General features: G+C 52.0%; 20 protein-coding genes. 12 read left to right on the forward strand and 8 right to left on the reverse strand.

Annotated features, from left to right (window positions below; translation table 11 throughout):
* The first annotated feature begins 315 nt into the window (after positions 1 to 315).
* Positions 316 to 843, forward strand: coding sequence for a hypothetical protein (locus Q0P86_RS00005; RefSeq protein ID WP_295036555.1), 528 nt, complete (start codon positions 316 to 318; stop codon positions 841 to 843).
* Positions 844 to 978: 135 nt separating this feature from the next.
* Positions 979 to 2,934, forward strand: a complete 1,956-nt coding sequence (locus Q0P86_RS00010; RefSeq protein ID WP_290991182.1) for an NAD(+) synthase — start codon at positions 979 to 981, stop codon at positions 2,932 to 2,934.
* 377 nt (positions 2,935 to 3,311) lie between these two features.
* Here the strand turns inward: Q0P86_RS00010 and Q0P86_RS00015 are convergent, their stop codons facing one another.
* The 4 genes from Q0P86_RS00015 to Q0P86_RS00030 are packed head-to-tail and all read right to left on the reverse strand — an operon-like array spanning position 3,312 to position 6,762.
* Complete coding sequence (locus Q0P86_RS00015; protein ID WP_294986097.1) at positions 3,312 to 3,914, reverse strand: ABC-type transport auxiliary lipoprotein family protein; 603 nt, start codon at positions 3,912 to 3,914, stop codon at positions 3,312 to 3,314.
* Between the two features lie 50 nt (positions 3,915 to 3,964).
* Entirely contained in the window at positions 3,965 to 4,891 is a 927-nt protein-coding gene (locus tag Q0P86_RS00020; protein ID WP_295036559.1) for an MlaD family protein, read from the reverse strand.
* Positions 4,892 to 4,903: 12 nt separating this feature from the next.
* Positions 4,904 to 5,689 carry an ABC transporter ATP-binding protein gene (locus Q0P86_RS00025; RefSeq protein ID WP_290991176.1) on the reverse strand — a complete coding sequence of 262 codons (786 nt, stop codon included), beginning with the start codon at positions 5,687 to 5,689 and terminating at the stop codon, positions 4,904 to 4,906.
* An 8-nt stretch (positions 5,690 to 5,697) separates the two neighbouring features.
* Positions 5,698 to 6,762, reverse strand: a complete 1,065-nt coding sequence (locus Q0P86_RS00030) for an ABC transporter permease (RefSeq protein ID WP_290991174.1) — start codon at positions 6,760 to 6,762, stop codon at positions 5,698 to 5,700.
* A 78-nt stretch (positions 6,763 to 6,840) separates the two neighbouring features.
* Between Q0P86_RS00030 and Q0P86_RS00035 the strand changes: the two genes are divergently transcribed.
* Entirely contained in the window at positions 6,841 to 9,171 is a 2,331-nt protein-coding gene (locus Q0P86_RS00035; RefSeq protein WP_295036562.1) for an ATP-dependent helicase, read from the forward strand.
* Here the strand turns inward: Q0P86_RS00035 and hflX are convergent.
* A complete protein-coding gene (hflX, locus tag Q0P86_RS00040) occupies positions 9,168 to 10,358 on the reverse strand; it encodes a GTPase HflX (protein ID WP_290991170.1) in 1,191 nt (396 codons plus the stop codon). The genes Q0P86_RS00035 and hflX overlap by 4 nt on opposite strands.
* Positions 10,359 to 10,411: 53 nt before the next feature.
* On the opposite strand from hflX, the gene Q0P86_RS00045 reads away from it, so the two are divergent.
* From Q0P86_RS00045 to Q0P86_RS00075, 7 genes are all read left to right on the forward strand, one after another.
* Positions 10,412 to 12,988 carry a hybrid sensor histidine kinase/response regulator gene (locus tag Q0P86_RS00045; protein ID WP_295036564.1) on the forward strand — a complete coding sequence of 859 codons (2,577 nt, stop codon included), beginning with the start codon at positions 10,412 to 10,414 and terminating at the stop codon, positions 12,986 to 12,988.
* Positions 12,989 to 13,007: 19 nt separating this feature from the next.
* Positions 13,008 to 14,579 (forward strand): hypothetical protein, encoded by a 1,572-nt coding sequence (locus tag Q0P86_RS00050; RefSeq protein WP_295036566.1) that lies wholly within the window; start codon positions 13,008 to 13,010, stop codon positions 14,577 to 14,579.
* Between the two features lie 111 nt (positions 14,580 to 14,690).
* The gene (locus Q0P86_RS00055; protein ID WP_294111810.1) at positions 14,691 to 15,995 is read left to right on the forward strand and encodes a U32 family peptidase C-terminal domain-containing protein; all 1,305 of its coding nucleotides are present in this window, start codon (positions 14,691 to 14,693) and stop codon (positions 15,993 to 15,995) included.
* A gap of 30 nt (positions 15,996 to 16,025) precedes the next feature.
* A complete protein-coding gene (locus tag Q0P86_RS00060) occupies positions 16,026 to 16,460 on the forward strand; it encodes a hypothetical protein (protein WP_295036569.1) in 435 nt (144 codons plus the stop codon).
* A gap of 435 nt (positions 16,461 to 16,895) precedes the next feature.
* Entirely contained in the window at positions 16,896 to 18,377 is a 1,482-nt protein-coding gene (locus Q0P86_RS00065) for a DnaA/Hda family protein (RefSeq protein ID WP_294111812.1), read from the forward strand.
* Between the two features lie 2 nt (positions 18,378 to 18,379).
* Positions 18,380 to 19,255 carry an NAD(P)H-binding protein gene (locus tag Q0P86_RS00070; protein ID WP_295036572.1) on the forward strand — a complete coding sequence of 292 codons (876 nt, stop codon included), beginning with the start codon at positions 18,380 to 18,382 and terminating at the stop codon, positions 19,253 to 19,255.
* A gap of 100 nt (positions 19,256 to 19,355) precedes the next feature.
* Positions 19,356 to 20,510: a hypothetical protein gene (locus Q0P86_RS00075; protein ID WP_294111816.1), complete on the forward strand. Its 1,155-nt coding sequence runs from the start codon at positions 19,356 to 19,358 to the stop codon at positions 20,508 to 20,510.
* Positions 20,511 to 20,686: 176 nt separating this feature from the next.
* Here the strand turns inward: Q0P86_RS00075 and Q0P86_RS00080 are convergent, their stop codons facing one another.
* Together Q0P86_RS00080 and Q0P86_RS00085 are read right to left on the reverse strand one after the other, a co-directional pair.
* A complete protein-coding gene (locus Q0P86_RS00080) occupies positions 20,687 to 21,349 on the reverse strand; it encodes a peptidylprolyl isomerase (RefSeq protein WP_072978899.1) in 663 nt (220 codons plus the stop codon).
* A gap of 65 nt (positions 21,350 to 21,414) precedes the next feature.
* The gene (locus Q0P86_RS00085) at positions 21,415 to 23,556 is read right to left on the reverse strand and encodes a thrombospondin type 3 repeat-containing protein (protein ID WP_295036574.1); all 2,142 of its coding nucleotides are present in this window, start codon (positions 23,554 to 23,556) and stop codon (positions 21,415 to 21,417) included.
* A 59-nt stretch (positions 23,557 to 23,615) separates the two neighbouring features.
* Here Q0P86_RS00085 and Q0P86_RS00090 point away from each other — a divergent pair, with 59 nt between their 5' ends.
* Entirely contained in the window at positions 23,616 to 23,774 is a 159-nt protein-coding gene (locus Q0P86_RS00090) for a hypothetical protein (protein WP_290991142.1), read from the forward strand.
* A 6-nt stretch (positions 23,775 to 23,780) separates the two neighbouring features.
* Entirely contained in the window at positions 23,781 to 26,030 is a 2,250-nt protein-coding gene (locus Q0P86_RS00095; protein ID WP_295036576.1) for a LysM peptidoglycan-binding domain-containing protein, read from the forward strand.
* Here Q0P86_RS00095 and Q0P86_RS00100 read toward each other — a convergent pair.
* Complete coding sequence (locus Q0P86_RS00100) at positions 26,027 to 26,800, reverse strand: hypothetical protein (RefSeq protein ID WP_295036578.1); 774 nt, start codon at positions 26,798 to 26,800, stop codon at positions 26,027 to 26,029. The two genes, Q0P86_RS00095 and Q0P86_RS00100, sit on opposite strands and share 4 nt — an antisense overlap.
* Between the last annotated feature and the right edge of the window lie 67 nt (positions 26,801 to 26,867).

Genomic DNA, 26,867 nt, shown 5'->3' on the forward strand with positions numbered 1-26,867 from the left:
GTGATTATTCCGGGGTATGTTGAGCCACGAGTCCGGTGTCAGAGAGCCAGGGTTCCGAAGAAAGAGAGCCGGCCCTCTTAATGGGGGCTGCTTATGGCTGGATAAAACCAGAAACTGCTGTTCACAGCATTGCGTGTGCCTCTAAGCTGCTTGTAGGCAGGCGGCTCGCGCGAACAGGCTTATGAAATCCCGCGCGACAACAACACGCTGAATTTGACCAAACAAAAGAACTATAAATAGGTGGCTCTCTAGGTCTGGAATGGTGGCTCCCATTTTTCCGGACTGGCGGCTCCGCCGCACCGGAATAATCAAGATGTGCAAAAGACGGATCTTGTTTTACTCAGCAATCGTTCAGTACCTGGAAAAAAATTTGATTCAAATTCTCGTAGTGAATGCTATTCAAATTATGAATACAAATATATAGCAGAAAAAACATCTGACAAAATTCACATGAGTGACAATTTTTACGATGTCCTAGATTCTGACGAACATGTCCGCTTTTCGCTTTTTGACAAGAACAATGTTGAAAAGTCGTATGATATCGACCTTTCCGAAATAATCCATTCCTACACTTACAAGGGAGATTCCGTAGAAATAAAGATGCCGGAAAATGGGACTTCTAAAATTTCAATTGAGTGCCCTTATTGTAGTACTCATAGAATTTATGATAGCTTATGTCAAGGCATTTTTGCATGCAATTATCAAAGTACAGAGCTGAAGTCCGTTATGGTCGGAACCGATTCTTCTTGGGGAAAAAGTTATGGCATTGATTTATATTTGGGTGCTCAAAGTTCGATGAAAACCGACGGCATACACATTTTGGCAGAAATCACATTTAGGTAGATTTTATGTAAGGCTCATTAGTTTCAAGAAAATATCGTTCTAATTATTCGCCTGCTAAGATGATTTTGCTACGCCAATAGCTAAATTTTGTTTGTCTACATATTGTTTATCCCCGAACTAATCTATATTTAGGTTATGTTTGGATTTTACCGATTCGCATCTGTTTGCCCGACGCTGAAAGTCGCCGATACTGCCTACAATACGGCTGAAATTATCCGTTGCGCCCGCGAGGCGATTGACGGGGGAGCGGTCTTTGTCGTGTTCCCCGAACTCTGCATTACGGGGTACACCTGCAGTGACCTGTTCCATCAGGAACTGTTGCTTAAAAAGAGCCTGGAATCGCTTTCGGAGATTGCGAAGGCTTTTGCGGATAGCGATACGGTGATTGCGGTGGGGCTTCCGCTTCGTATGTTCGGTTGCCTCTACAACTGCGCCGCCTTTGTGCAGAAGGGTAAGCTTGTGGCGGTGACGCCCAAGATTCATTTGCCGAACCAGCGCGAGTTCTACGAAAAACGTCATTTCTCGAGTGGCCGCGACTTGTTGCGTGGCGGTGCGGCAGGGACTGCGCCGATTTGCCGAGTCGAAGGGTTTGGCGATGTGCCGGTGACGAATTTCTTTACGGTGAATGGCGAGGGCTCCGAGGTACGTGTCGGCGTGGAACTCTGCGAAGACTTGTGGACGCCTGTGCCTCCGAGCGGTGAACTTGCCCTGGCCGGAGCGAATGTGATTGTGAACCTTTCCGCAAGTGACGCCTTGGTGGGCAAGGGCGACTATCGCCGCAACCTGGTGATGAACCAGTCGGCCCGTTGTATGGCCGCCTATGTGTATGCTTCGGCGGGGGTGCACGAATCGACGACGGACATGGTCTTTAGCGGTCACCTGATGATTGCTGAAAACGGAACGATGCTTGCCGAGACGAAAAATTACAGCCGCGAATCTGAAATCATCTACGCCGATATCGACGTGGAACGCCTGAACATGCAGCGATTGAGCGAAGGCTCGTTCCAGGATTTCGATAGCCGCGAATTTTATGCGTGTGCGGCGAGTTTCGATGGGCTGCGCTCGATGGAGAGCCTCAAGTACCGTTTCGTGGCTCCAACTCCGTTTGTTCCGGGGAATGCCGAAACCCGTGACCAGAACTGCAAGGAAATTTTCAATATCCAGTGTGCGGGGCTTGCGAAACGCATCGAGGCTTCGCATACCAAACGTGCTGTCGTGGGGCTTAGCGGCGGGCTCGATTCGACGCTGGCATTGCTCGTGATTTCGGAAACATTCAAGTTGCTGAAACGCCCTGCAAGCGAAATTCTCGTGCTCACGATGCCGGGCTTCGGAACGACGAAACGCACCAAGAACAACGCTGTTACGATGGCGGAACTGTTGGGCGTGGAACTTCGCACGATCGATATCCAGAAGGCGTGTATGCAGCATTTTGCGGACATCGGCCACGACCCGAATACGCTCAACGTGACCTACGAAAATGTGCAGGCCCGTGAACGCACCCAGATCCTGATGGATATCGCGAACAAGGAAGGCGGTATCGTGGTGGGAACGGGTGACCTTTCCGAAATTGCGCTTGGCTGGAGCACCTACAATGCCGACCATATGTCGATGTATGCGGTAAACTGCGATATCCCGAAGACGCTGGTGCGCCACGTGGTGGGCTGGTATGCGGAACGTGCGAGGAACTTCATTGCCGACGAAAAGACTGCCGATGAACTTTCCCTGGTTCTCCGCGATATTCTTGATACCCCGGTCTCGCCGGAACTGTTACCTGCCGATGCCAACGGACAGATTGCGCAGAAGACCGAAAGTATTCTGGGCTCCTACGAAATCCATGACTTTTACCTGTATCATTTTGCCAAGTACGGTGCGACTCCGCAAAAGATGTTGTTCCTGGCGAAGTATGCTTTTGCGGGGAAGTATAGCGACGAGGAACTGGAAAAGGCGCTTGCCGTATTCGTGCGCCGTTTCTTTACACAGCAGTTCAAGCGTAGCTGTATTCCTGACGGCCCGAAGGTCGGAACGATTTCCCTGTCGCCGCGTGCCGACTGGCGTATGCCCAGCGATTCGAGTTTCGGCGACTGGCTTTAGATAATGCCGACTTCGAGGTTCGGCGACAGGCTCTAGCTTTGTCCGTTGCGGGACCTGTAATTGCGGAATTTGTAATTTCGGTACCTATAAAATAGGGCGACGAGTTCTTTTTATAGGTATCTGGAAAATAATTTTTTATTTCGTACCTATAAAGTTTTGAAAATCAATCCTTTTATAGGTACGTTTTTCTTGTTTTACAGATAAATTAATATCAAAGACTCAAAAAAAGCACCTATAAGACTAGCCTTTTGACATTGCTTATAGGTACAAGTTCAATATAATTTGCCTTGCGGGATTGTTTTGTACCTATAAAATGTGAAAAACAGCATTTTTATAGGTACAAATCACAAAAAAGAGTCTAAAAACGGAGAAAATTTCTAGAGCTTGCGAGATATATCCCCAAGCGCTTCTTCCATAATTTTGCCAAAAAGTTTCGATACCGTCTCGGCGGTGGTTCGCGGTTCGCGGTCGCCCATGCTCATTTTCTGGTCGAAGGATTTTTCCCAGAGGGCTTCGTCGCTTTCTGTCTTGCGGAAGGTGAGCTGCACGGCGAGACGTGCGTACTGCGAGGAGCCTTCGTCCACTTCTTCGATGGCGACGATGTTTCCGAGGAGTTCATAGTCGGGCTTGCCGTTTGCCTTGGTCTCGACGCTCTTGAAAAGGCCACTCTTGGCGAGGTATTCGCTTGCGACTTGCGTCATCATGTGTTCGGGGCGGCTGGCCCACAGGTCCAGGTCGTAGAACATAAAGTCGTAGGCGGATTCGCGGTAGACGATGTTGGTGCGCTGGTAGGCGGGCTCGATGGTGAACTTGCGCACTTGCAGGCGTTTGTCGGCGAAAGCCCCGGTCGAGGGCATGCTGATGCTTTCGACAGCGATAGTGTAGTACTTGGTGGGTTCGCTGGAGCCGCCACCCAGGCAGGCTGTGAGCGTGAGCGCGATTGCTGATAAAATGATTGCCGGTTTAAGAGTGTTGAACATATTTTACCGTTGAGTCCCTTCGACAAGCTCAGGGCCCTTGTTCTAATGTTTTATTTCCGCCTAGCCTTGTTCTCCGAATGGATCAGCACCGACGGATTGTTCTTGATTTTCTGCGTAAATTCTTCGAGGTTCTCGAGAACTGCGTTGAGTTCCACGACGGCGTCGCCCACCTGGTCCTGGTTCTTGTACACCACCTGGTCAAGCCGCTGCATGAGCTGCTTGATGGATTCCATCGCCTGCGTCAGGTTCTCGTTCATCGCCTTGGTGTCGATGGCTTCGAGCTTTTCCTTGAGAACATCCAGGTTTTCGCCCGCCTTGGCGGCAATCTTGGCTTCCTCGATTTCAGCGAGAACGTTCTTCATTGAGTTCGCCGCATTCGAGATGTTGTTGATAGGTGTATTTAAGTTCTGGGTAAGCTTGTTCAGGTTGTAAGTGGCGCTTTCAACATTTTTGAGGGAATTGCTGATGCTTTGGGTGTTTTCTTCGGAGAATATGTTGTTGATGTTAATCATCAGCGAATCGACATGGCCTATGATATCGGTTGCCTTGTTGGCGATGGCGTCGAATGCGGTCTTTGCCGCGGGAACGTATCCGCCTTCGGCGACATCGGGTTCATCGAAGCGCCCGCCTGAAAGTACAATCTGCTTTTCTCCGGTCAAGGAGATTCCATGCGTCATGCCGGCGCGGGTGCCAATCTTGATGGGGGTCCCCTTGTTCACGCGGAAATGGACGATGACCTGGTTTAGGTTTGAAGAATCGATTGCGATTTCGGTAACGTTGCCGACATCGATTCCGTTTAGTTTGACTTGAGCGTCTTTGTAAAGGCCGATAACGGATTCGCAGAATACCGTATAGTAGTTGTCGTATTCCTTGTTCAAAAAACGCGAAAGCACATAGCCCAAGAATATGCATATCATAATCCCGCAAAGGAGCATGAATGCACCAATCTTGATTCTTTCGGCACGCGTGGTTTCCATGGTTACTCCAGATCAGTCTATAAAGTTAAAATGATAATATTCGTTGTTGTCTTCTTCTTTGGGGCATTGCCTGTTGAAGAAGTTCTTTAAAATCGGGTCATCACTTTCGAGCCCCTGCTGCAAGGTCCCGTCCATGAGCACGTAGCCGTCTTTCAGGTATATAAAGCGGTCGCAGACGATCTTTATGCTTTCGAGTTCGTGGCTCACGATGACCATCGAGACTCCGAGCGTGTCGCGGAGTTCCAGTAGCAGTTCGTCAAGGGAACGTGCGGTTACCGGATCAAGGCCGGTCGAGGGTTCGTCACAAAAGAGCAACTCCGGCTTAAGGGCTATGGCGCGGGCAAGTGCTGCGCGACGCTTCATGCCACCCGAAAGTTCGGAGGGGTACTTGTGGAATGCGTGCAGCAGGTGGACCTTTTCAAGTCGGTCGGCTACAATCGCTTCCATTTGTTTTCGGGGCATGTAGGGCATGCTGCGAATCAGCGGGAGCATTGCGTTTTCTGCTACGGTCAGGTCCGAAAGGAGCGCCCCGTTCTGGAACAACACACCCGTACGCAGGCGAGTCTCGAAATCGAGACCTTCCTTGGCTCCGAACTGTTTCCCGAAATAAGTGATTGTTCCACTTTCGGACTTGTAGAGCTTGAGGATGTTGTTCATGAGCGTCGATTTACCGCAACCGGAGCTCCCGAGAATCATGCGGATTTCGCCCTTCTTGACGTCGAACGAGATGTCGTTCAAGATGGTCTTTCCGTCGTAACCGGCTTTCAGGTGATCTACTTTGAGTGTGATGTCTTCCATTGTTGCTCCTAGTAGAACGCAAAGCTGAACGCACAGTCTGCGATGATAATGGCTGAAATCGAAACCACGACGCTAGAGGTGGTGGCTAGGCCTACCGCCTCTGCACCGCCTTCGGCATTTAAACCCTTATTGCAAGAAATCAGTGTCACGAGCCAGCCGAATACAATGGACTTGACAGTGCTTTTCAAGAAAAGAATAGGGGGAATCCCGTCGCGGATAGACTGGAAATAGTTTGCAAACGAGATGTCGAAGAAGAAGTAGCCAATCAAGAATCCGGCGAGGCAACCCGCAATGCCCGCGCAGAAGGCGAGGATCGGCGTGCAGATGGTCATGGCGATAAAGCGGGGGACTACCAGATACTGTACCGGAGATATCGCCATGGTCTTAATCGCCTTAATTTCTTCGCAGACGGACATGTTCGCAATTTCTGCCGCAATGGAGCTGCCGGAACGCCCCGCCAAGATAATGGTGGTGAGTAGCGGGCTGATTTCTGCAAAGATTAGGTAGCCAAGCCCCGAGGCGAGGTAGGAACCGCCGCCCACGGCCTTGAGCATGAACGAACTCTGGAGCGCCATGGTGAAGCAGATGAGGGCGACCATCAGAAAGCAGATGCCCGTGGCTTCGGTGCCGAGCATAAAGACCTGCTTGGCGGTGCCGCCGAACTTGCTGCGCCCTTTGTCGAAAGGCCCGCAGATCATCCAGTAGATGCTCATGTTCAAGAGGATGAACACCTCGGCAACTTCCTTGGCGATGACGATGGTCTTTGCGCCGAGTGCTTCGAGGAAATTGCTATAGCCCGTCTTGACTTTTTCGGGAATTTTCTCTTTCTTGAGTGCCCTGAGCTGCGCCTTGATTTCTTCGTTGAAGTGAGCGAGCGTGAGCTTGTTGCCGGTCTTTTCGCTTAAGTCGGCAAGGAGCGCAAAGAACGCATCGCCGCTGTAGTCCATGCGCGTGAGGGAAGAACCGTCGAGATTGAGCGGCTCCTTGTAGAGCGTGCGCCGACACTCCCGCAACAATTCCTTGCTGTTTGTTGCGGTAAGGGCTACGGGTAGAGTAATAGTCCTTCCTTCCATTGTGCACAAATTTAGTAAAAGAAGAAAAATTTACATAATAGATTTTATAATTTTGGGATAAACGGCGATATATAGGTTATGATGGGTAATTTTGACTTGATAAATGGACCGGTTTCGGCAATCACGGATGGGCTCGATAACGAACAGAGGTGCGCTGTAGAGATGACCGAAGGCTATATCCGCGTGATTGCGGGGGCGGGTTCCGGCAAGACCCGGACGCTCACGCACCGTTACCTGTACCTGGCCAAGGAGTTTGGAATTTCGCCGTCGAACATCTTGTGTGCGACTTTTTCGAACAAGGCCGCCTTCGAGATGAAAAAACGAATCCGCACCATGCTGAAGGGCGACGATTCGGGCTATATTTCGACTTTCCACAGCTTTTGCGTTCGACTTTTGCGCGAAGATATCCACGTGCTCCAGTTCCCAAAGGAGTTCCTTGTTCTCGACGAAGAAGACCAGAAGTCGCTTGTAAAAAAAGCGTACACGGAACTTGGCTATTCGCTTAAGGACTTGCGCATCAGCAGTGCCATCGACTTTATCGGCGGCCGCAAGGGTAACGATATCTCGTATGTGCAGTGGTTTGCGGGGCATGATTCGGCCTCGGCCAACGACGACTTGCTCAAGATGGTGGAAAATGCCCCTGACAAGTGGCATAAGGTCTATTTCCGCTATCTTTATGAACAGAAAAAGAACTTTGCGCTTGACTTTGATGACTTGATATTGGTGACCCTGTACATATTGCAACGTTTCCCCGAAAAGCTCAAGAAGTGGAGCGAACGCATGATGTACGTGATGGTCGACGAGTTTCAGGACATAGACCTGCAGCAGTACCAGCTCGCTGAACTCCTTTCGAGCTACCATCATAATTTGTTCGTGGTCGGCGACCCGGACCAGACGATTTACGGCTGGCGTGGCGCCGATGTGAACCGCATCTTGGAATTCGACAAGGTGCACAAGGATGCGAAAACGATTCTTTTGCAGAACAATTACCGCAGTACGCCGAGCATCTTGAAACTCCCCGATGCGGTTATCAGGAACAACGAGTTCCGTATCGAGAAAGTGCTGCGTCCCATGCGTAGCGGCGGTAAGACGCCCGTGTTCTGCCACGCGAAAAATACCCGCGACGAGGCTTCGTGGATTGTTGAAAACATTCAGGAAGCGATTGCGAATGGGGTCGCGAAAAAGGATATCGCGGTGCTATACCGCATGCATGCGCAGTCGCGCTCCGTCGAAGAGGCGCTGATGACCGCTGATATTCCGTACAAGGTCTATAGTGGCGTAGGCTTTTACCAGCGGGCCGAAATCAAGGATGCCATTTGCTACTTGCGTATGCTGGTGTACGGCGACGATATGGCTTTCTTGCGTACGGTGAATACGCCTAAGCGGCAGTTCGGCCCGAAAAAGGTGGCGGCACTTGCGGCTCTTGCCGATGAACAGGGAATGTCGCTGTACGAAACCTTGCTGCAGATATGTTCTGTGGCGGGAGCTTTGCCGCTTGCCCAGGCGAAGGATGCGGCGGTTGCGAAACCCTTTGCGCTGAGTGCGGAGCAGTGCAAGGCTTTCCTTGCGAAAAGCAAGGTGGTGGAGTTCGTCGCGCTCATTGAAAAGTTCCGTTTCAAGTACCGCGAAATGCCTATTACCGAAGTGTTTACGCGGCTCATGCGCGAATCCCGCTACGAAGAGATGCTGCGCCTCGATGGCGATGAAAACCGCCTCGACAATCTTGCGGAACTCAAACAGGGTCTGCTCGAATTTGAAAACCTTCTCGAAGAAGATGCGACGCTCGACGAATTTTTGCAGAATATTGTGCTGTTTACGAACTCCGACGAGAACGACGGCGACCGTGACCGTGTGCAGCTGATGACCATCCACAATTCCAAGGGACTGGAATTTCCCTACGTGTTCGTATGTGGAATGAACGAGGGCTTTTTCCCGGTCAAGCGCATCGAGAACAAGATGCAGCTGGAAGAGGAACGACGCCTTGCGTATGTGGCGCTCACCCGCGCCGAAAATGTGCTGTTCCTGAGCGATGCCGAAGACGGTGTCGGCGAAGAATCGAGCCGGTACCCGTCGCGGTTCCTGCTCGAAATGGATATGGCCGATCTCCACGTGGTTCGCGGTGTTTCAGAAAAACTGCTGCAGGAGGCTCGCGCCTACATCGCTGAATCTGACCGCAACCGAGAACTTTTCAGCGACGAAACTTTGGGCCTCGTGAAAAAGGCTCCTGCCGCGGAATTTGCCGTGGGCGACCGCGTTTTCCACCGCATCATGGGCTTTGGGAGCGTCGCCAAGGTCGATGAACAGGCCCTTTGCTACCAGATTAAATTCGATAAAATTGAGACTCCGCGGGCGATTCAATTCGATTTTCCGCTCAAGCGGGTGGTGGATGGCGAAACCCTGGAGGATTAACCGTCTAGCGCGTGCTCCGTTTCTCTCCACGGGGCTTCGCTGCGTTCTTTCTCTTTCTGTTCGTAGGCTTCGCGCTTTTTGTGCCAGGCGGCGAGCTGTTCCTTGAAGGTTTCTCGGAGGCGTTCCATGCCGATGTTTTCGCGGGCGCTCACCTGGATGGCCTCGGGGTAATTTTCGCGGAGTTCCGTGCGGCGGGCCTCGTCGCAAATTTCGGCCTTGTTGAATACGCGAATACGTGGCGTCTCGGAACTGATGATGCCTTCCAGCGTCTTGTGGGTGACTTCCAGATGCTCCCGGTAGTCGGGGGCGGAACCGTCAACAACTTCCAGGATGCAGTCCGCATGAGCGGCCACGCCGAGCGTGCTCTTGAAGGTTTCGATTAAGTTGTGCGGAAGCTTACGAATAAAGCCTACGGTGTCTGACAAAATGATGTTTTCACCGTCGAGGTAGAGCTTGCGCGTGGTGCTGTCAAGGGTGGCGAACAACTTGTCTTCTACATACACGTCGGCGCCGGTCAGGCGGTTGGTCAGCGTAGACTTGCCCGCGTTCGTGTAGCCCACGATGCCGATGTGGAAAATGTCGTTACGGTTTTCGGCCTGGCTTTCGCGGGCGTCCTCGATTTTTTCAAGCTTCTTTTTGAGTTCCTGGATTCGCTTGCGGATCATGCGGCGGTCCGTTTCGAGCTGCGTTTCGCCGGGGCCCTTGGTGCCGATACCGCCGTTGTGCTGGCGACAAAGATGCGTCCATGCACCGGTCAGGCGCGGCATCATGTACTGGAGCTGCGCCACTTCAACCATCAGGCGGCTTTCCGCCGTGACGGCGTGTTTCGCGAAAATGTCCAGGATAAGCCCCGTGCGGTCGAGAACCTTGATTCCGGGGAGGCGTTGTTCCAGGTTTCGAACTTGGGAGCCCGAGAGATCGTCGTCGAACACGACCATCTTAGCGTTCAGTTCTTCTAGAGCGTGCTTGACCTCGTTCACCTTGCCTTCGCCAATGAGCGTTGCCGGGCTAAAGTTCTGTACCCGCTGCAAAAAACTCTGCACCACCTCGGCGCCTGCGGTCTCGGCGAGCCGGCCCAGTTCGGCGAGTTGCTCGGAGGCGAGCCAGGGGCGTACTTTGGGGGTAGAGATCCCCACGAGAATGCATCGTTCCTTTTCGGCTTTGTGTTCGATGGTCAAATCCTTCATACGCCCTATATATTAGTAAAAATTTTGTTATAATTGGACTTGTTTTTGGATGCATGAAAAAGATTAAGTTAAAAAAGTGGATGGCTCCTAGTCCTGTGGTGGTCGTGATGGCGGTCGCAGTGATTATCGTAATCAGCCTGTACTCCTTTTTTTCTCGAGTCTACTTCTTTAAACAGGTTGAAACCACCATTGCGCAGAATGCGGAAAGTGTCGCCACCGAACTAGAAAACAGTATGCGTTATGCGCAAAGCAGCATAAAGCTTGTTTCTCTGATGGCGACCCATCAAATGAATGGCCCTGTGCTACGCAATCCGGATTCGCTGTTCCTGTCGAAACTTGCCGAGACCCCGTTCTCGAGAATCGAATATGTTCGAGGCGACGGTTGGAATACGGCGTATGGTGATTCTTCGTTCGATGTGTCTGACCGTGAATTTTTCCAGCGGGGTGTTCGTGGCGAAACGGGAATTTGGGTTGACTACCGCCCTCTATACGCATCGGAAGCTCAGGTAATAGTTTATACGCCTCTGTTCTATCGCGATTCGGTCGTGGGGGTTGTAGCTGGAATCCTGGGGGGCAATACTGAAATCCGTTCCATGATGGATTACACGCTGTTTGGTGAACGGATTGTTGCTTTGGTGTGTGACCGACACTTGAAGATTGTCGCTTCAAATACGGATGACGATGTCTACGGTCAGCTGTTTGAAAAGAAATCCCAGGATTTCCTACCGCAGAATGTCATTGAAACCTTTAAGAAAAAGGCGAGGGCCGGCTCCACGAATGCTTTTAGTTTCTCTACGGAATATGGCAATTCAGTTGCGGGGGTAGCGCGAGTCTCGAATACGGGGTGGGTCGTTGTCCAGATGGTGCCGTTCCATATCTTGAAGGAGTTCTCGTGGAAAAATAATAGCCGAGCGATAGCGGCCATTCTGCTCGTTGCCCTCTTTTTTATTCTTTATCTGCATTCCGTGTATAGGACGAATCGGCGCTTGCACTCCGAAAACGAAGGGCGTCATCTGAATGTCATCAATGCCTTGACCGAGTCGTATGGTAGCGCCTTTGAAATTAACCTTGATACGGGAAAAATGGTGGCTTATAGGGTTCACCCGGCTATTGAGCACTTGCTGCATGAAGTTGCGGGCCAGGAAATCCGTTACGATTCATTCTTGTCCCTTTACCAAAAGAGAATGGTCCTTTCCGAAGACCGTTCTTCTTTTGAACGGATTGCAAATCTGGAAAATGTTCGTCGCGAATTCCTGAAAAACGAACGATTCGATATTACATACCGCATCTTTGTCAAGGATAAGATTCACTATCTCCAGGCTCATTTGGTGAAACCGTCCAAGACTCGTCCGGAGTTTGTGATGGGGTTCAAGGTTATTGACGATGTCATGTCAGCGGAACTGGAAAAGCGCAAGGCGTTGAACGAACAGCGGATGGAACTTGTCCGCGCTTTGGACCAGGCGCGTATGGCTGACCGGGCGATGTCAAAGTTCCTGTTCAATATGAGCCACGATATCCGCACGCCGATGAACGCGGTTCTTGGTTACGAGGCCCTGGCCAAGAAAACACTTTGGAATATGAACCTTTCCAAAGAAGAGACTGCCGTATTCGAACGCTACCTGAACAATATCCACAATGCGGGCGAATTGCTCCTGGACCTGATTAATTCAGTCTTGAATATGGCCCGTATCGAATCGGGCGTAGAAACTTTGAACGAAACGTCTGTGTATACGCTGGAAATGACGAATTGGATTGTAGCTACCTTTGAACAGGCTGCGCATCAGAAGAATATCCTTCTCCAGGTGTCCAGGAATTTCAAGAACCAGTATGTCTATGCGGACAAGGTAAAAATCCAGCAGATCTTGCTGAATGTGGTGAGCAACGCAATCAAGTTTACGCGTGAAAACGGCTTGGTGCGTATCTCGCTGAGGGACTACTCGCACGAGACTCCCGGCATGTGCAATGTCGAAATCGTGGTGGAAGATACTGGTGTTGGAATTTCTGAAGATTTCATGCCTCGCATTTTTGACGAGTTCGAACGCGAACAGACGGCCTTGACTCGCAACGTGGAAGGTACGGGGCTTGGGCTCTGCATCGTAAAAAAGCTAGTGGACCTGATGCAGGGGACCGTAAAGGTGACGAGCCGTGTGGGCGAGGGGACTCGCGTCGTTTTGACGCTTCCGCTTAAGACGACCAATGTGGCTTCCGTTGCCCCAAAGGCGAACCGTGACGTGCCCCATGTGAATTTGGCCGGAAAGCATGTTCTTTTGGTCGATGACGACCCGAAAACCTGCGAAATAGTGGGAGAAATGCTGAAGGATGCGGGCATGAAGGTCGTTTGTGTGGAATCGGGAACGGAGTGTGTCCAAAGGATTGATTATTCTGCGGTAGGCTCGTTCGATGTCATCTTGATGGACCTGCGTCTTCCCGGAATGGATGGATTTGAAACGGCTCGGAAGATTCGTAAGCTGGATAATCCACGGAATGCGAATATACCGATATTGGCCTTGACTGCCAATGTCTTTGATGAAGACCGCTTGCGTGCGAGCAGGGCGGGAATGAAAGGACTGATTGCCAAGCCGGTGATCTCGTCGGAACTGTTCGGTATGCTTGCTCAAGTACTGACTTAATTTGTCTTGGATGAATTTTATGAAGAAAAAAAACTTATCCCTTGTTTCGTTGATGTTGGCTTTCGCCGCGGTCCAGTCTCTTGCTGCCTCGCCGGTGGTCGGCCCCGAAAACGTGCGCAACTTGCGGCTTCTGGAAAATTCTCCGATGCTGTTCGAACTGCACCGGGTAACGACGGGGGAGGGCCGTCAGTTCTTTGCCTATCCGCAGCGTGATACGACTTTTCGCAAGAATTTCGTGAAATCCGAGGGAAAGGCCCTGCTTTATTACGATAGCGAACACGGAGCTTCTGTCTCGGGATATCGTGATTCCTGTACGTCGCAGGATTCTGTGTGCAATGCCGAACTCAAGAATCTCAACGTGCCGCGCATGGCTTTGGCGATGTCGCTGGTGGGCGGTATCGACTATCGTGGTGGCGAGGCGCTGAATGATACGATTTGGCCAGGAATTGACGGGGGCATTTACCTGCGCGGCTATGCAGATTCCGTCGACTTCGTCCTGGACGCCCGAATTTATGACGAAGGCCATTCGGCGAAGTATCCGAAATCTTTCGATGGGGAATTTCTGGAAGTCCAGAAGGAAGAAAACAATTCGGGTATCGAATATACGAGCTATGCTCGCTACCGCGCCCATATTGCCTTGAACTACGACTGGGCGCGAATTGACTTTGGTCGCGACGTGATGCATTGGGGCCCGGGCTACTATAACAACTTGAGCCTGAACCAGTTTGCGCTCCCGTACAACATGCTTTCACTTGACATGAAGCTTGGCCCCTTGCGTGTGATGTCTTTCTACGGGGACTTGCGCATCTATTCGAGCATGAGCGACAAGAACAAGGACGAAACCCGCAACATTTTTGGCCACCGCTACGAACTGGCTGTGGGCAATGCCACTTTCGGCATTAGCGAACTTCAGATTCAGTATGACAACCTGAAACCATGGCTTTTTGTTCCGGTGGTCCCCCTGTTCATGGAAAAGGGAAACTATTCCGAAAGTTCCAATAACGGATCGCTTTCGTTTGATTTCAACTACCGCCTGTTCCGTTCGCTCCGCGTCTATAGCGAATTTTTCCTGGACGACATGGAAAGTCCGGTGAGCCTCGTGAAAAACGACAACATCGAAGCCAAGTGGGCTTGGATGGCCGGTATGCATGGAGCCCATGATTTTAAGATTAATACCCATCTGCTGGAATCGGGGTTCATTGCGGAATATGCACGCATCGAACCGTATGTCTATTCGCATTTCAAGAAGTATACGGCGCAGATGGAACATCTCGGTCGCCCGATCGGTAATCAGAACGGTCCCAATAGCCAGAGGGTTGACTTTACGGCCTACGGAAGGTTAGACCACCGTATTTTCGCCTCGCTTCGCAACAGCTGGTTCTGGAAGGGAACGGATTTCGGCAGCGCCGTGAACGACACGACTCCGAACCGGGACCACATGAAGCTTCCTAAGCATTTCTTGCGTGGCGCGAAGATGGAATACTCGCTTACGCCGTCGCTCAGCTACGAAGGTCAATACGTGTTCTTCCTGGGCGAGATTACCTTGTTTAACGATGAAAAGGTTTATTTGAGAACTGGATTCAAGTGGTAGTTTAATGTTGCTTATGGATCCCGTCACCACTTCGTGGTTCCAGGAAGACGCAAAAGGAACAGTCATTCTGGAGCGCAGCGACGGAATCCAGGGTGACGCTGTTGGAAACTTATGAAACGTCCTGAGTTATTAGCTCCTGCGGGTGACCTGACCCGAATGAAGTATGCCTTTGCCTACGGTGCCGATGCCGTGTATGCGGGGCAGCCCGCCTTTTCGCTCCGTGCCCGCGAAAACGGTTTCAAGAACTTGGATGATCTGGCCGAGGGTATCGAATACGCCCACCGTCTCGGGAAAAAGTTCTACCTGACGAGTAACGTGATTCCGCGTAACGTCAAGGTCGAGGCGTTTCAGAAGGCTTTGCTTGCGGCAATCGACCTGGGCCCCGATGCGTTGATCGTGGCCGATCCCGGTTTTGTGGGGTGGTTGCGCAAGGTGCGTCCCGAAGTCGAAATTCACCTGTCGGTACAGGCGAATACGACCAATTATTTGGCGGCGATGTTCTGGCAGGATCTCGGAGTGCGTCGCATTATCCTGAGTCGCGAACTCCGCCTGTCCGAGGTGGTGGAAATCAAGGAACGTTGCCCGAACCTGGAACTTGAAGTTTTTGTGCACGGTGCCGTGTGTATGTCGATGTCGGGGCGCTGCATGCTGAGTAACTGGGTGACCCGTCGCGATGCGAACCAGGGGGCCTGCGACAACAGCTGCCGAATGCCTTATCGCCTGTACGCCAATCCGGAACCGCAGTGCGAAAATTATCGCGAACACGAAGGTTCGTTCACCTTGCAACGCACGGACCGCCCGGAACTGGACCCCATCGCCTTGGATGAAGATGCCTGGGGTACCTATTTTATGAGTAGTCGCGACCTTTGCGCCATGGACGTCATCCCGGACTTGATGATGGCCGGACTCGATTCCTTTAAGATAGAAGGACGTACAAAGTCGGTATACTACTTGAGTCAGGTCGTGCGCGCTTACCGTATGGCGATTGATGCCTGCGCCGAACAGGCCGAGGCGGGAAAGCCGTTCGAGGTTTCGGCCGAAGCCCGCAGGGCGATTTCGTTCGTGGATGGCCGCGGCTTTATGACCGGCTTTATGAAAGGCCCGCTTCCGCAGAATTACGAGTCGACGCACGAAGATGCTGCGGGTGGTTGCGTTGTCGCGCAGGTCCTTTCTTACGACGAGGCGACCCGTGCGTGCCGCGTGAATGTCAAGAACCGTTTTTCCTTGGACGATTCTCTGGAACTGATGACTCCGGCGGGGCAGTTTTCTTGCGAAGTGCTGTCGATGAAGGATTTTAAGGGCGGCGATACCGATACGCTCCACCCGGGGACGGAAGGTTGGATCTTCCTTTCTGAATCTGCAGGCGATATGTCAAAAAATGCTAATTTTTTCTTTTTTCTTAAGAAAAAACCTTAAAAATTAGAAATTTTTTCATAAATTTGTGATATGGCTGTTGACGAAGCGACCAAAAAACAGGATGAACTGGAACTTTATCAGATAGACGATAAAGCCATTCTGCCTTTTTTTGAAAGCCATATTGATGAATTGCGCGACTTTATCCAGGATCGCCGTTGCCAGAACCTTTCCCTGCTGGAATACCTGAAGCAGTTCATTCGCACCTACAAGCTGCCGTTCAATATGCAGCGATACATGTCGGTGCAGACGACCTACATCAAGCAGGTGTTGCAGGAACGCGTTCAGGACCGTCAGGGGGCTGTGAGCCACTGGATCCAGGAGCACGCCGGCCGTCACCGTAACCGCATGATTCAGTTGCAGTGCCTGTATCTGGACCGCATCAAGGATTCCCTTTTGCCCGAAATCCAGAAGCTCCTGGACCGCCGCCTCGAGGCGCTTCATTCGAAGCTGGACGAAACCAAGTAATCGTAGTTTATATATTGTTGACGGGGCCTCTTCGAGGCCCTTTTTCTTTTGGGTGTATTTTATTCCTATCGCTAAATTGTTGTCTGTCAAGATTTTCTACGAAAAAATGCCGTTTTTTGTCAAAATTCGCCTATTATTTTTTTGTAAGAAGTTCAGAACAGTGCTTGTTTGAGCAAAAGTTTGCTTGATTTTTTGTCAAGAGATAGTTGAAAATTTTTCTGTTGATAAGTTGTGTTAAACATAGGGGTTGAGAATGGATTGGAGAGTGACTAAAGGCGTGATTTGTTTGTAGAGTTTTGGGAACAGCGGGGGATAAAAATAAAAATGGTCAAAACGGGCCAAAAAAGGCACTTTGGAGGATTTTTTTAAGAAGGTGAGTTTTTGTCGGGGAGCTTTATTTAACTTTCACCTTGCTTTTTAGATCATTGGTAGATTGTGACAAACACTGTTTCTTTGGTTGAACCTTCCGCCCGTCTCCAGGCAGTCCCTGTTTGGCAGCGCGTGCTTGACCTCCTTCGCGAGGAATGTAACGACTATTTTGGCCTCACCATCTTGGATGCGGCCGATTACGAAGGCTTTTTTGACGGATACGTGCAAATCGCCGTTCCCGACGAGTTGCGTGAAAACTGGATTCGTGCCCATTACGGCGACATTTTGAACAAGGCCCTGGCGCAGGTGCTGGGCTCGGAATATGTGGGTTACCGTATTCGTATCGTGGAACCGGAAAAACAGGCGCTGACTCCGAAGGCTGCTCCCGTTTTCCCGGTCGTTCCGCGCGTGGTCCAGAAGCCGCAGCTCAAGAAGGTGATTCGCCGCAAGCTTTCGCTGTATGCGGGTTACACTTTCGAAAACTTTGTCGAGGGTGATTGCAACTTTACCGCTTGCGAGGCTTGCAAGTCCGTTGCCGAAAATCCGGGTGATCCGGCGCTGAACCCGCTGTTTGTCTATGGCAAGTCGGGGCTCGGAAAGACGCACCTGTTGCAGGCGGTGGCCGCTCAGATTCAGAAGTCCAGGGCTCATACGCGTATCGTCTATTGTCACGCTTACGATTTCTTGCGTGACGCGACGGCCATGAGCAAGGCCCTGAAGTATAAGATAGGGAATGTCCGCGAACTCGCCGTGGCATTCCAGGAAAAGTATGAAAATTGCGATATCCTGTTGCTGGATGACGTGCAGTTGCTGGAATGTGGCGTAGGAACGCAGGAGCGACTCGCTATCCTGATCAAGCACCTCCGCGCGGCAGGCAAGCAGGTGGTGCTTTCTTGCGACAGGCATCCGTCCCAGTTCAACCGTCTTGCCGAAGGCGAAAAGAAGCCCGCCGGGCATTCCTCCATTCCGAGTATTTCGGCCAAGCTGCTTGCCCCGCTGGAATCTTGCGTGGCGGTCGGTATCGATGAGCCGGACTTGTCGACCCGCATGAAACTTATCCAGAAAAAGTCGATGAATATTCCTTTTGTCGACAAGGATCGCGAAGAAATTTGCAGGTTCCTTTCGATTCCGCGTCGTGAAAACGTGCGCGTGATCGAGGGTATGTTGAACGGCCTTTCTGCGATGAACCAGTTCTGCCAGGAAAATCTGGACTTGTGCGCAGTCAAGCGTCTGGTGGCTCCTTCAAGTGCGAACGGTATGCAGGAACTGACCATCAAGGGAATTGCCGAAGTGGTGGCGCTTGAGTTCGGCACCGATATGGTGGCGCTCGCGAGCAAGCGTCAGGATGCAGGTGTCTCGCTACCGCGCAAGGTGGCAATGTACCTTTGCCGCGAAATGACGACGGATTCCCACGAAAAAATCGGGATGCTTTTTAACCGCGATTACTCTTCTGTGATCGCCGCCGTCCGTTCACTGATCAAGCAGATGGATAAAGACGAGGCCCTTGTTCGCAAGGTCCAGGATATCCGCTATTTGCTGGAAGCCTAGCGATGATTGCTTTGGTGACGGGGGGCGCGGGCGTCGTAGGGAAGGCGCTTTGTCGGGAGCTATTGAGCCGCGATGTGTGTGTGCGGGTCCTGGTGCTTCCGGGCGATACCCAGGCTGGGTTTTTACCCGAAGGGGTGGAGGTCTTTTACGGGGATGTCTCGGATTACGATTCGATCCGAGCGGCATTTGAAGGGGTGGATTTAGTCTATCACCTTGCCGCCATCCTCCTATCGACAAAAAAGGGTGCGTTTGACCGTATCAATGCGCAGGGGACGGCCAATGTGGTGCATGCCGCCCGCGAGGCAGGCGTTTCCCGACTGGTTTACGTATCGAGCATTTCGGTGACATATCCGGTTCTTACGGAATACGGTGCGAGCAAGCTTGCGGGGGAATCCGTGGTGAAGGAATCGGGGCTCCGCTGGACAATCGTGCGGCCGACCCTGGTCATCGGTGATGGTGGCGGTGTGGAATTCAACATGTTCGCGGCCTACGTGAAACGTTTCCCGGTATATTTCTTGCCGGGCGGGGGCAAGTGCCTCAAGCGTCCTGTTTGCAGCGAGGACCTGGTCAAGGGAATTGTTGCGGCGGGCCTCAATGAAGAAGCTTGCGGCAAGACTTATTCGCTAGCCGGTTCTACCGTGATGAGCATGGCGCAGATGGCGCGGTTGATATTGCAGTCGGCAGGAATGCGTCACTGGATGATTCCCTTGCCGTGGTGGATTGCAAACAGGCTTGCCGTGCTGAAAAGCTGGATCGGTGGTCGTCGCGTGACGGCGCAGCAGGCGCTTGCGGGGTTCCTGTACGATGCCGCCCCCGATATCGGCGAATCGATGCGCGATTTGGGGTATAATCCCGGCTGTCCGCTCGAAAAGGGGTGAAAATCTGTCGTTTAGCTCACAGATTTTGCTTTTTTCTTGATTTTTTGACGCTTTTTGTATATATTCGTGAAAAAAGAATTGTCTTGAAGGACGTGTTTTTATGAAAAAATCTTTTGGACTTGCGATTTGGCCTGCTGCAGTGGCTGCGACGACGATGTTTGCCGCCTGTGGCAGCGACGATAATTCTTCTAACGTTGAACGCGAAGAGGGCGCCAGTTCCAGTGTCGAGGCGACCTCCTCTTCTTCGGAGGAATCATCCTCTTCCGAAAAGCGCGAGGTTCCCGAAGGAACCCGTGCCGCTACTCTGGACGATTTGCAGAAAAATATGGCCCTGGGCAAGATGTTCGGGTCTGATATTTACCTTGCGACGGGTGCAAAACTCGGCGTATTTTCTATTTGGATTCCCGATACAGCGTGGATTGCAGTCCATTCGGAATTCAAGGACGGTGTCCTTGAATATGGAAAGTCGAATGGCTCGATCATGGCGACCGCTACGGCTGTATCTGATTCATTGACGGCTTTCTTCGAAAAAGGTGGCAAGATTGAATTTGTCGTGAAGGGGGAAAAGCTCCAGTATTCCATTAACGGCGGTGATTATGCCGATGTCGAAAAGGCCAATGTGAAGACCTCTTCGAACTGGCTTTCCGATGGAACCAAGCTGCAGGGCGTAAGGCTTTCCTGCAAGAACGATGATGCAAAGCAGGCCTATTCCTTCTACAAGGGTCGCTATGTTGTCGAGGAATCGATAGGGGACTCTTCCTTCTGGTCGGCCGGTTTCTACGATATCCAGCGCAGCCACTTGCTGATGACGCCCGTGTTCTTTAATAAGTCCGCCTATTCGCTGGTTTCTGGCCAGGTGAGTAGCGACTTTAACTTGTCGATGGATACCGGCGCGGAAATCAAGTGCGAAAAGACGACTTTCAAGTTCGACGAGGTGGATCGTGACAGCATCGCGAAGGAATGGGTTGCCGATGCGGATGGCGTTGACTGGACCTTGAAACTCAAGACGTCGGGAGAGTACGCTCTCGATGCGACGAAGGGCAAGAACTCCGAGGATGTCCGTTCCGGAAAGTGGGATATCTACGGAGACATTCTCTTTTTGAAGAATTCCAGTTGCCAATCTCCGTCGAAATGCGCCAAGTCCGTGAAGGGCGCCGTTGAAGGCTTTGATCCGCAGAAGGGTTTCACCTACAAGCATGACGACAGCAGCACGCCGGTCATGCCGAAGGACTGGACGCTCCCGCAGTACGAATAAACGCTGAAAAACGGGTTGATCCCGGATAAATTTTAAAAAGAAAACGCGTGTAATTGGAAAAATTACACGCGTTAATTGTTTTACGCTCTAAATCCGACTTCCGAGTTCCTGAACCCGAATTCCTAAATCCTAATTCCGAACCCTGAAATCTGAATTCCGAATTCAGATTTCAGAAATTACTTCCCGTGGTGCTTGTCGTGGTTGGGGCAGCCGCAGCCGCCATTGCCGTCGCAGTTTTCCTTGTGGCCGTGGCCACCGCATTCATGGCCTTCGCCGCCACATTCGCATTCGTGGCCTTCTTCTCCGCACTTGCATTCGTGATCGCCTTCGCCCTTGCCTCCGCAGCATCCTTCGCCGTCTCCTTTGCCGCCACAGCAGCAGTGGTGACCTTGCGGATTGAGTTCTTCTTCGGTGGCTTCGCGCACAGAAACCACTTCGATGGCGAAGTTCAGGTTCTGGCCGGCGAGTTCGTGGTTTGCGTCGATGACGGCGGACTTTTCGCTCACGGACTTGACACGGATGGGCATCGGGCCGGCGGGCGTCTGGGCATAGAACATCATGCCTTCAACAACCTTGTCGACACCCTGGAAAACGTCCAGCGGGACTTCCTGCGTCATTTCTTCGTTGTATTCGCCGTAGCCTTCGGAGGGGATCACCTTGACGTCGAACTTGTCGCCCACGTCGTGGCCGACCATCGCCTTTTCTAGCCCAACGACGATCATGTGGGCGCCCTGGATGTACTGCAGCGGTTCGCGGCCTTCGGAGGAATCGATGACCTTGCCTTCGTCGGAGGTCAGGGTGTAGTGCATCTGGACAACGGTCTTGTCGGCAATTTTCATGGGTAATCCTTTGGGGTTGCGCGGAATGTCCGCATAGGTACTGGATGCGCAAATATAGCAAAAAACTATTGCTTCTCGGTATTATTTTTTGCTTCGGGCGAGGGGATGAGTCGCACGCTGTAATTGCTTTCCATCCTTTTCGGCATGGTGGGCGGAAGTTTCTTTCCGAACCCCTGGAATTTCAGTCGGTTTTCGCTGATTCCCTTGTGGACCAGGTAATTGTAGATGGCCTCGGCGCGCTCACTGGAAACCTTGTCGGGGTCCCCGGTCGAAATGTCGCTTGCGCTGCATTGGATTTCGAGAACCATGGGGTTCTTTCGCATGATGTAGACGATGTCGTTCAAAGCCGTGTAGCTGGAATTGAGCAGGGTGGAGTCGGCGCCCTTGAAACGGATGCGCATGGCGATGTAGTTGAAATTCAGCTTGCCGTTCAGGGGGCAACCCTGGTTGTTCACGGCTACATTCGGGAAGGTACCGGGGCACATGTCGTTCCAGTCGGCGATTCCGTCCATGTCGTTGTCCTGCGGGCAACCTAAGCTGTCGATGGGGGCGCCTTCGGGAGTGCCCGGGCACTTGTCGTCTTCGTCGAAGACGCCGTCGTTATCCTGATCGATGCGACACCCTTGCTTGTTGGCGGTGACTCCGGCCGGGGTTTCGGGGCAAAGGTCCTTGGAATCGGCAACACCGTCCATGTCGCTGTCTATAGGGCATCCGAGCGAGTCCACTTTTTCGCCGAGGATGGTGTTCGGGCACTTGTCAAGTTCGTCGGGGATGGCGTCTCCGTCGAAATCGAGGGGGCAGCCGACTCGGTCAACCGAAATTCCTTCGGGCGTATTGGGGCATTGGTCCTGGATGTTGGGGACACCGTCGTGGTCCTGGTCCAGGGGGCATCCGTCGCTTCCGACCCTTTCGTGTGTGGGCGTGTGGGCACAGTGGTCGTTGTTGTCGTCGATTCCGTCGCCATCGGTGTCACGGGTGCAGCCGTTGGTGTCCGCGGCGAAGCCTTCCGGGGTGTTGGAACAATGGTCCAGGTAGTCAAAAACTCCGTCGTGGTCTGTGTCGAGTGGGCATCCGTTATAGTCTACGACCAGGCCGACAGGGGTTCCGGGGCAAACATCGACGATGTTCAGGACGCCATCCTGGTCTTCGTCTACGGGGCATCCGCGTTCGTTGACCTTGAGATTTTTTCCGGTGTTCGGGCACATGTCCTTGCGGTCGATGACACCGTCCTGGTCATCGTCGTCCCAGCTGAAATCAAGTGTCTTGCTGAAGGTAACGGCGATTGTCAGGTTCGGGGAACCCGATTGCGTGTAGTAGATAGGCTCGTCGCTGGACATCAGAGTGACGGGGAGCCCTTCTTCGATTTTCTTCTTTCTAAAGTAGCCGAGTCCGATGTCACCCGAAATGGTCAGGTTGCTTTCGTAGGGGAGATGTATCCGGAGTCCGGGGGTAAGGCGGAACGGACTGCTCAAGAAATTGTTTTCGGCGTGAGTGGTGTGTAGGGGCGCTTCTCCGGAGACCTCGAAAATGGGACTTATCATCATGTTTGGGAAAAAGTTGAACCCGGTTCCCCAGATGATATAGTTTTCGTTTTCCTCGATGGTCTTCAAGATGCCTACATAGGCGTTGTAGGTGATGTAGTCCCGAAAATCGAGGGTGAAGTACACGTTGCCTTCGACGGCCCAGCTGCCGGCGGTATAGGCATAGGCTTTCCCGTCGCGTCCGACATACCAGCGGTGCCTCGGGCGGAACCCCTTGTCCTTTGAACCGGTCGGTGCAAAAATTTCGCCGCTCAGGCCGAAATGGAACCAGTCGTTGATGGGGATATGCCCCTTGGCCAAAATCTGGAGGTCGCCGAGGGCGAGGCCCTTCAGGTCTTGTTCGTGGATATCTCCTTCGTAGTGGAAAGGTAATGTGATGCCAATTTCCAGGTTGTCAAAAATCCCGAAACCGACAAATAGGTTTTCGTCATTGGAAGGAGAACCTTTATCGAGTTCGATTTGGTTGCCCTTGTTGTCGGTATAGTAGCCTTCTATACTGTGGGCCTGTCCGTCATTGACGATTTCGAAACTGCCCGATATAAAAAGGTTGCCTTGCGGAAGAGTCTTGGCTGAAGGCGCATGGATGCCGCTCGCTGACCTCGCAATTCCCACCTGGGCGGAGGCGGCGATAGAGAGGAGGAGCAATGCGGCAAAAAGTTTTTTCATACGCTGTGGTATAATATAGTTAATAGTTTTGGGTGACTAATTACTATATTTCCCCTATAATGAATCAGGATCAAGAAAAAGAAGAATTGCCTTCCTGGCACCGTAAGACGCAAAAGGCGTACCGCATAAACCGGATTATCATTATTTTGCAGATGGTGGCCGCGTTCGTGCTGGCGGGTGTCATTTGGTTTGGCGTTGAGCGTGTTGTCGGAAACTAGTCCATAATGAAATTTTTTATTCCAGCGATATTGTTTGCCCTGATTCTTGCAGGGTGTGCGAGCAAGCCGGCCGAGGTTTCTCCCGCCGTGGAACCCGTGGCGAAGGAACAGGAACCGATTTCGTTTTCGGAAAGGGCTTTAAAGGAAAAGGTCTCGGATTCGCTGTCGGTACGCCCGTCGTGGACCTATTACCAGTACGCCTTGCAGGCAATGGAAAACCAGGAATGGCTTTTGGCAAGGCATTACCTAGATGAGTCCTTGCGTCAGCTAGTTGCCGAAAAGTACGATTCCACTTACAGGAACGTGAGCGACCACGAGGACTCCCTTTACCGGGTCACGATGCCGATCCGTATTGTGCTGGCCCTGGACGAAGTTTACCCGAATGTGGCCGAACTCGGTGAAAATGCCGAGAATTACCTGCGCAATGATGTCTCGATCGAGGGAATTGACGCTCTCGACGAAAGTGCGGCGGATAGTGCGGCCCTGCAAGTGATTGAAAGTTTTCTCGATACGCTGGACGTGTCGCAGTTTACGCTCCCGGTGCAGTTCAACGAACGCGTGCTGCAGGAAATTTTTTACATGACGAATGCGGCCCGTAGCTTTACGGCAGGTTCGTTGAATCGAAAGACCGCTTACGATTCATTGATTTATGCCCAGCTCGATGCGGCGAAAATGCCACGCGACTTGATTTACCTTGCGTTGGTCGAATCGGGTTTCAAGGTGAAAGCGTACAGCCGCGCGAAGGCGTCTGGTATGTGGCAGTTTATTCCGGAGACGGGCAAACGCTACGGGCTCGAGGTGGACTACTGGGTGGATATGCGCCGCAATCCGGAGCTGGCGACGATGGCTGCCCTCAAGTATCTGAACCGTCTGCACGGAGAATTCAACGATTGGCTGCTGGCGATGGCCGCTTATAACTGCGGCGAGGGCCGCGTGCGTAGGCTTGTCCGCGAAATGCAGGAAGATACTACCCGCGATTCCACCCTTCCGATTACCTACTGGGACTTGGAACTTCCGAAGGAAACCATGCGCTATGTGCCGCGAATCCTAGCGGCGATGGTCATCGGGCATTATCCGGAACAGTACGAAATGACGGTCGAGAAAACCTATCAGCCCGATTTCGATACGGTGACAGTTTTCGATTCCTTTCCGCTCGAAGAAGTCGCAAAGCTCTTGAAGGTCAGCGAAGATACGCTCCGCAGCTTGAACATGGAACTGGTCAAGTGGTGTACTCCGCCGAACAGGGATTCCTACCTGTTGCGTTTGCCGGTGGGAACGCGCTCCGCCTTTGTCGAAGGCTACGACAAGATGGAAAAGAATAACTTCTCGAGCTGGCATCACCATAAGGTCCGCAAGGGCGAAAGCCTCGGCGTTATCGCCCGACAGTACGGCATCAAGGTCTCGGAGCTGCAGCAGGCGAACGACATGAAGGGTAGCCGCATCCGCGCCGGACAGTCTCTGCTGATTCCGATCAAGGTGACTCCGAAGGCGAAATCGAAAGTAGGTAAGAAACCGGAAAGGGTGCGTACCTATGTCGTAAAATTAGGTGACAACCTGGCTTCGGTCGCGCGTAAGTTCGGCATCTCGCAAGAAAGCCTTCGCACCTGGAATTCTATGGATGCGGCCGCATTTGTGAATGCGGGGGACACCTTGTTTGTCTCTAAACCGGAACTGAAACCCGCTGCCGAAGTTTCTCGTCCGAAACTTTCGAAGGGTGAAAAGTACGTGGTTCAGGAAGGCGACAATTTCGCCTCTATCGCCAAGGCCTACGATGTTCCTGTCGTGCTGCTGATGCAGGAAAACCAGGGATTTTCTCGCCGCCTGACCGTGGGGGATTCCTTGAAAATTCCTGAATTTGTTCGTAGTTCCAAGGCGACACTGAAAACGGCCAAGTCTGAATCAAAACCTTCAACCACCAAGGCTCCGAAGGCTTCCAAGAATTCTCCGGAAAAGGTGTCTGTCTATGTGGTTCAGTCCGGCGACAACCTGAGTGCCATTTCCCGAAAGTTCGGAACGACGGTTGCCAAGTTGCAGAGTCTGAACAATATGGGACAGTCCACTAATCTTAGTGTCGGGCAGCGCCTCAAGGTGAGTGGCGAACCCGAAGCCGATTTCAAGATTCACACCGTCAAAAAAGGCGAGGGTCTGTGGGACATCGCTCGCCAGTATAACGTGACCATTGAAGAAATCGTGAAGTGGAATGGACTGAACGATACCAAGCTGAAGGTCGGGGAACGCCTGAAAATTAAGCGCTAGAACAGCGTGATTCCAAGCGAAACGTAAGGCACGAAGTAAGTGTCGAAGTCCAGCATGAATTCGTCATCGTCCTTGTTGTCACCGGTTTTTCGCTCAAAGTAGGTGTGGAAGTATTCGTGGCTGTTGCGGAACCCTGCCGAAAGGAAGATCCCGTGAAGTGCCGTGCGGATGCCTGCACCGTAGGCGTAGCCGTAAAGCACCGGAGACAGGAACTGCGTATCGTCGGCAAAGAAGGTCTTGCCGAACAGGGCTCCGCCGAAGGCGTAGAGCTTGAGCATAAACTGATGGTTGTAGCTCATGACGAGCGGAAGCGCAAGGTCAAATCCCAGCTGGAAAAGCGCCGTGTGGATCTGGTGGCGTCCGTCGACATCGGAACTGCCATAGGGGGCTTCGATGAGATCTTCCTTGAGGGCTTCGATGTCGGCTGTGACCTCGTCGCGGTTGCGTGGATGGTGGCTGATGCCCAGGTACTGGTAACCGGCCATTAGGTAGATGTCGAACCATTCGGTGAGCGGAAGGCTGCCCGATGCACCGTAGATGTAGGAATTGTCTATCGAAATGTCGTAATCCAGACCGTGGATTTTGTAGTCGTAGGTGACATTTTTCATCTTGATGTTGCCGAATTCCACGTAAGGGCCGAATGAACCTCGGTCTTCATATTTCATGTGTTCGCTTTTTTCGGCTGCGGCCATGGTCGTATCGACGACGAGTCGGTCCGCCAATGCCGCCCCGGTCATGAACATGATAAATGTTACAAAAAACTTATTCATACGAAATAAATGTAGTCTTTTTTGTAGGTGGCGTCATTCATGGGGAGCATATACAAACGAAAAGTTT

The organism is uncultured Fibrobacter sp. (assembly GCF_946062555.1).
GTDB lineage: Bacteria > Fibrobacterota > Fibrobacteria > Fibrobacterales > Fibrobacteraceae > Fibrobacter.

Coding starts and splice junctions, on each gene's coding strand:
- Q0P86_RS00010 (WP_290991182.1), top strand. CDS start 979: ATGTTTGGATTTTACCGATTCGCATCTGTTTGCCCGACGCTGAAAGTC.
- Q0P86_RS00045 (WP_295036564.1), top strand. CDS start 10,412: ATGAAAAAGATTAAGTTAAAAAAGTGGATGGCTCCTAGTCCTGTGGTG.
- Q0P86_RS00035 (WP_295036562.1), top strand. CDS start 6,841: ATGATGGGTAATTTTGACTTGATAAATGGACCGGTTTCGGCAATCACG.
- Q0P86_RS00070 (WP_295036572.1), top strand. CDS start 18,380: ATGATTGCTTTGGTGACGGGGGGCGCGGGCGTCGTAGGGAAGGCGCTT.
- Q0P86_RS00030 (WP_290991174.1), bottom strand. CDS start 6,762: ATGGAAGGAAGGACTATTACTCTACCCGTAGCCCTTACCGCAACAAAC.
- Q0P86_RS00090 (WP_290991142.1), top strand. CDS start 23,616: ATGAATCAGGATCAAGAAAAAGAAGAATTGCCTTCCTGGCACCGTAAG.
- Q0P86_RS00025 (WP_290991176.1), bottom strand. CDS start 5,689: ATGGAAGACATCACACTCAAAGTAGATCACCTGAAAGCCGGTTACGAC.
- Q0P86_RS00050 (WP_295036566.1), top strand. CDS start 13,008: ATGAAGAAAAAAAACTTATCCCTTGTTTCGTTGATGTTGGCTTTCGCC.
- Q0P86_RS00080 (WP_072978899.1), bottom strand. CDS start 21,349: ATGAAAATTGCCGACAAGACCGTTGTCCAGATGCACTACACCCTGACC.
- Q0P86_RS00015 (WP_294986097.1), bottom strand. CDS start 3,914: ATGTTCAACACTCTTAAACCGGCAATCATTTTATCAGCAATCGCGCTC.
- Q0P86_RS00020 (WP_295036559.1), bottom strand. CDS start 4,891: ATGGAAACCACGCGTGCCGAAAGAATCAAGATTGGTGCATTCATGCTC.
- Q0P86_RS00100 (WP_295036578.1), bottom strand. CDS start 26,800: ATGAATAAGTTTTTTGTAACATTTATCATGTTCATGACCGGGGCGGCA.
- Q0P86_RS00075 (WP_294111816.1), top strand. CDS start 19,356: ATGAAAAAATCTTTTGGACTTGCGATTTGGCCTGCTGCAGTGGCTGCG.
- Q0P86_RS00095 (WP_295036576.1), top strand. CDS start 23,781: ATGAAATTTTTTATTCCAGCGATATTGTTTGCCCTGATTCTTGCAGGG.
- Q0P86_RS00055 (WP_294111810.1), top strand. CDS start 14,691: ATGAAACGTCCTGAGTTATTAGCTCCTGCGGGTGACCTGACCCGAATG.
- hflX (WP_290991170.1), bottom strand. CDS start 10,358: ATGAAGGATTTGACCATCGAACACAAAGCCGAAAAGGAACGATGCATT.
- Q0P86_RS00085 (WP_295036574.1), bottom strand. CDS start 23,556: ATGAAAAAACTTTTTGCCGCATTGCTCCTCCTCTCTATCGCCGCCTCC.
- Q0P86_RS00060 (WP_295036569.1), top strand. CDS start 16,026: ATGGCTGTTGACGAAGCGACCAAAAAACAGGATGAACTGGAACTTTAT.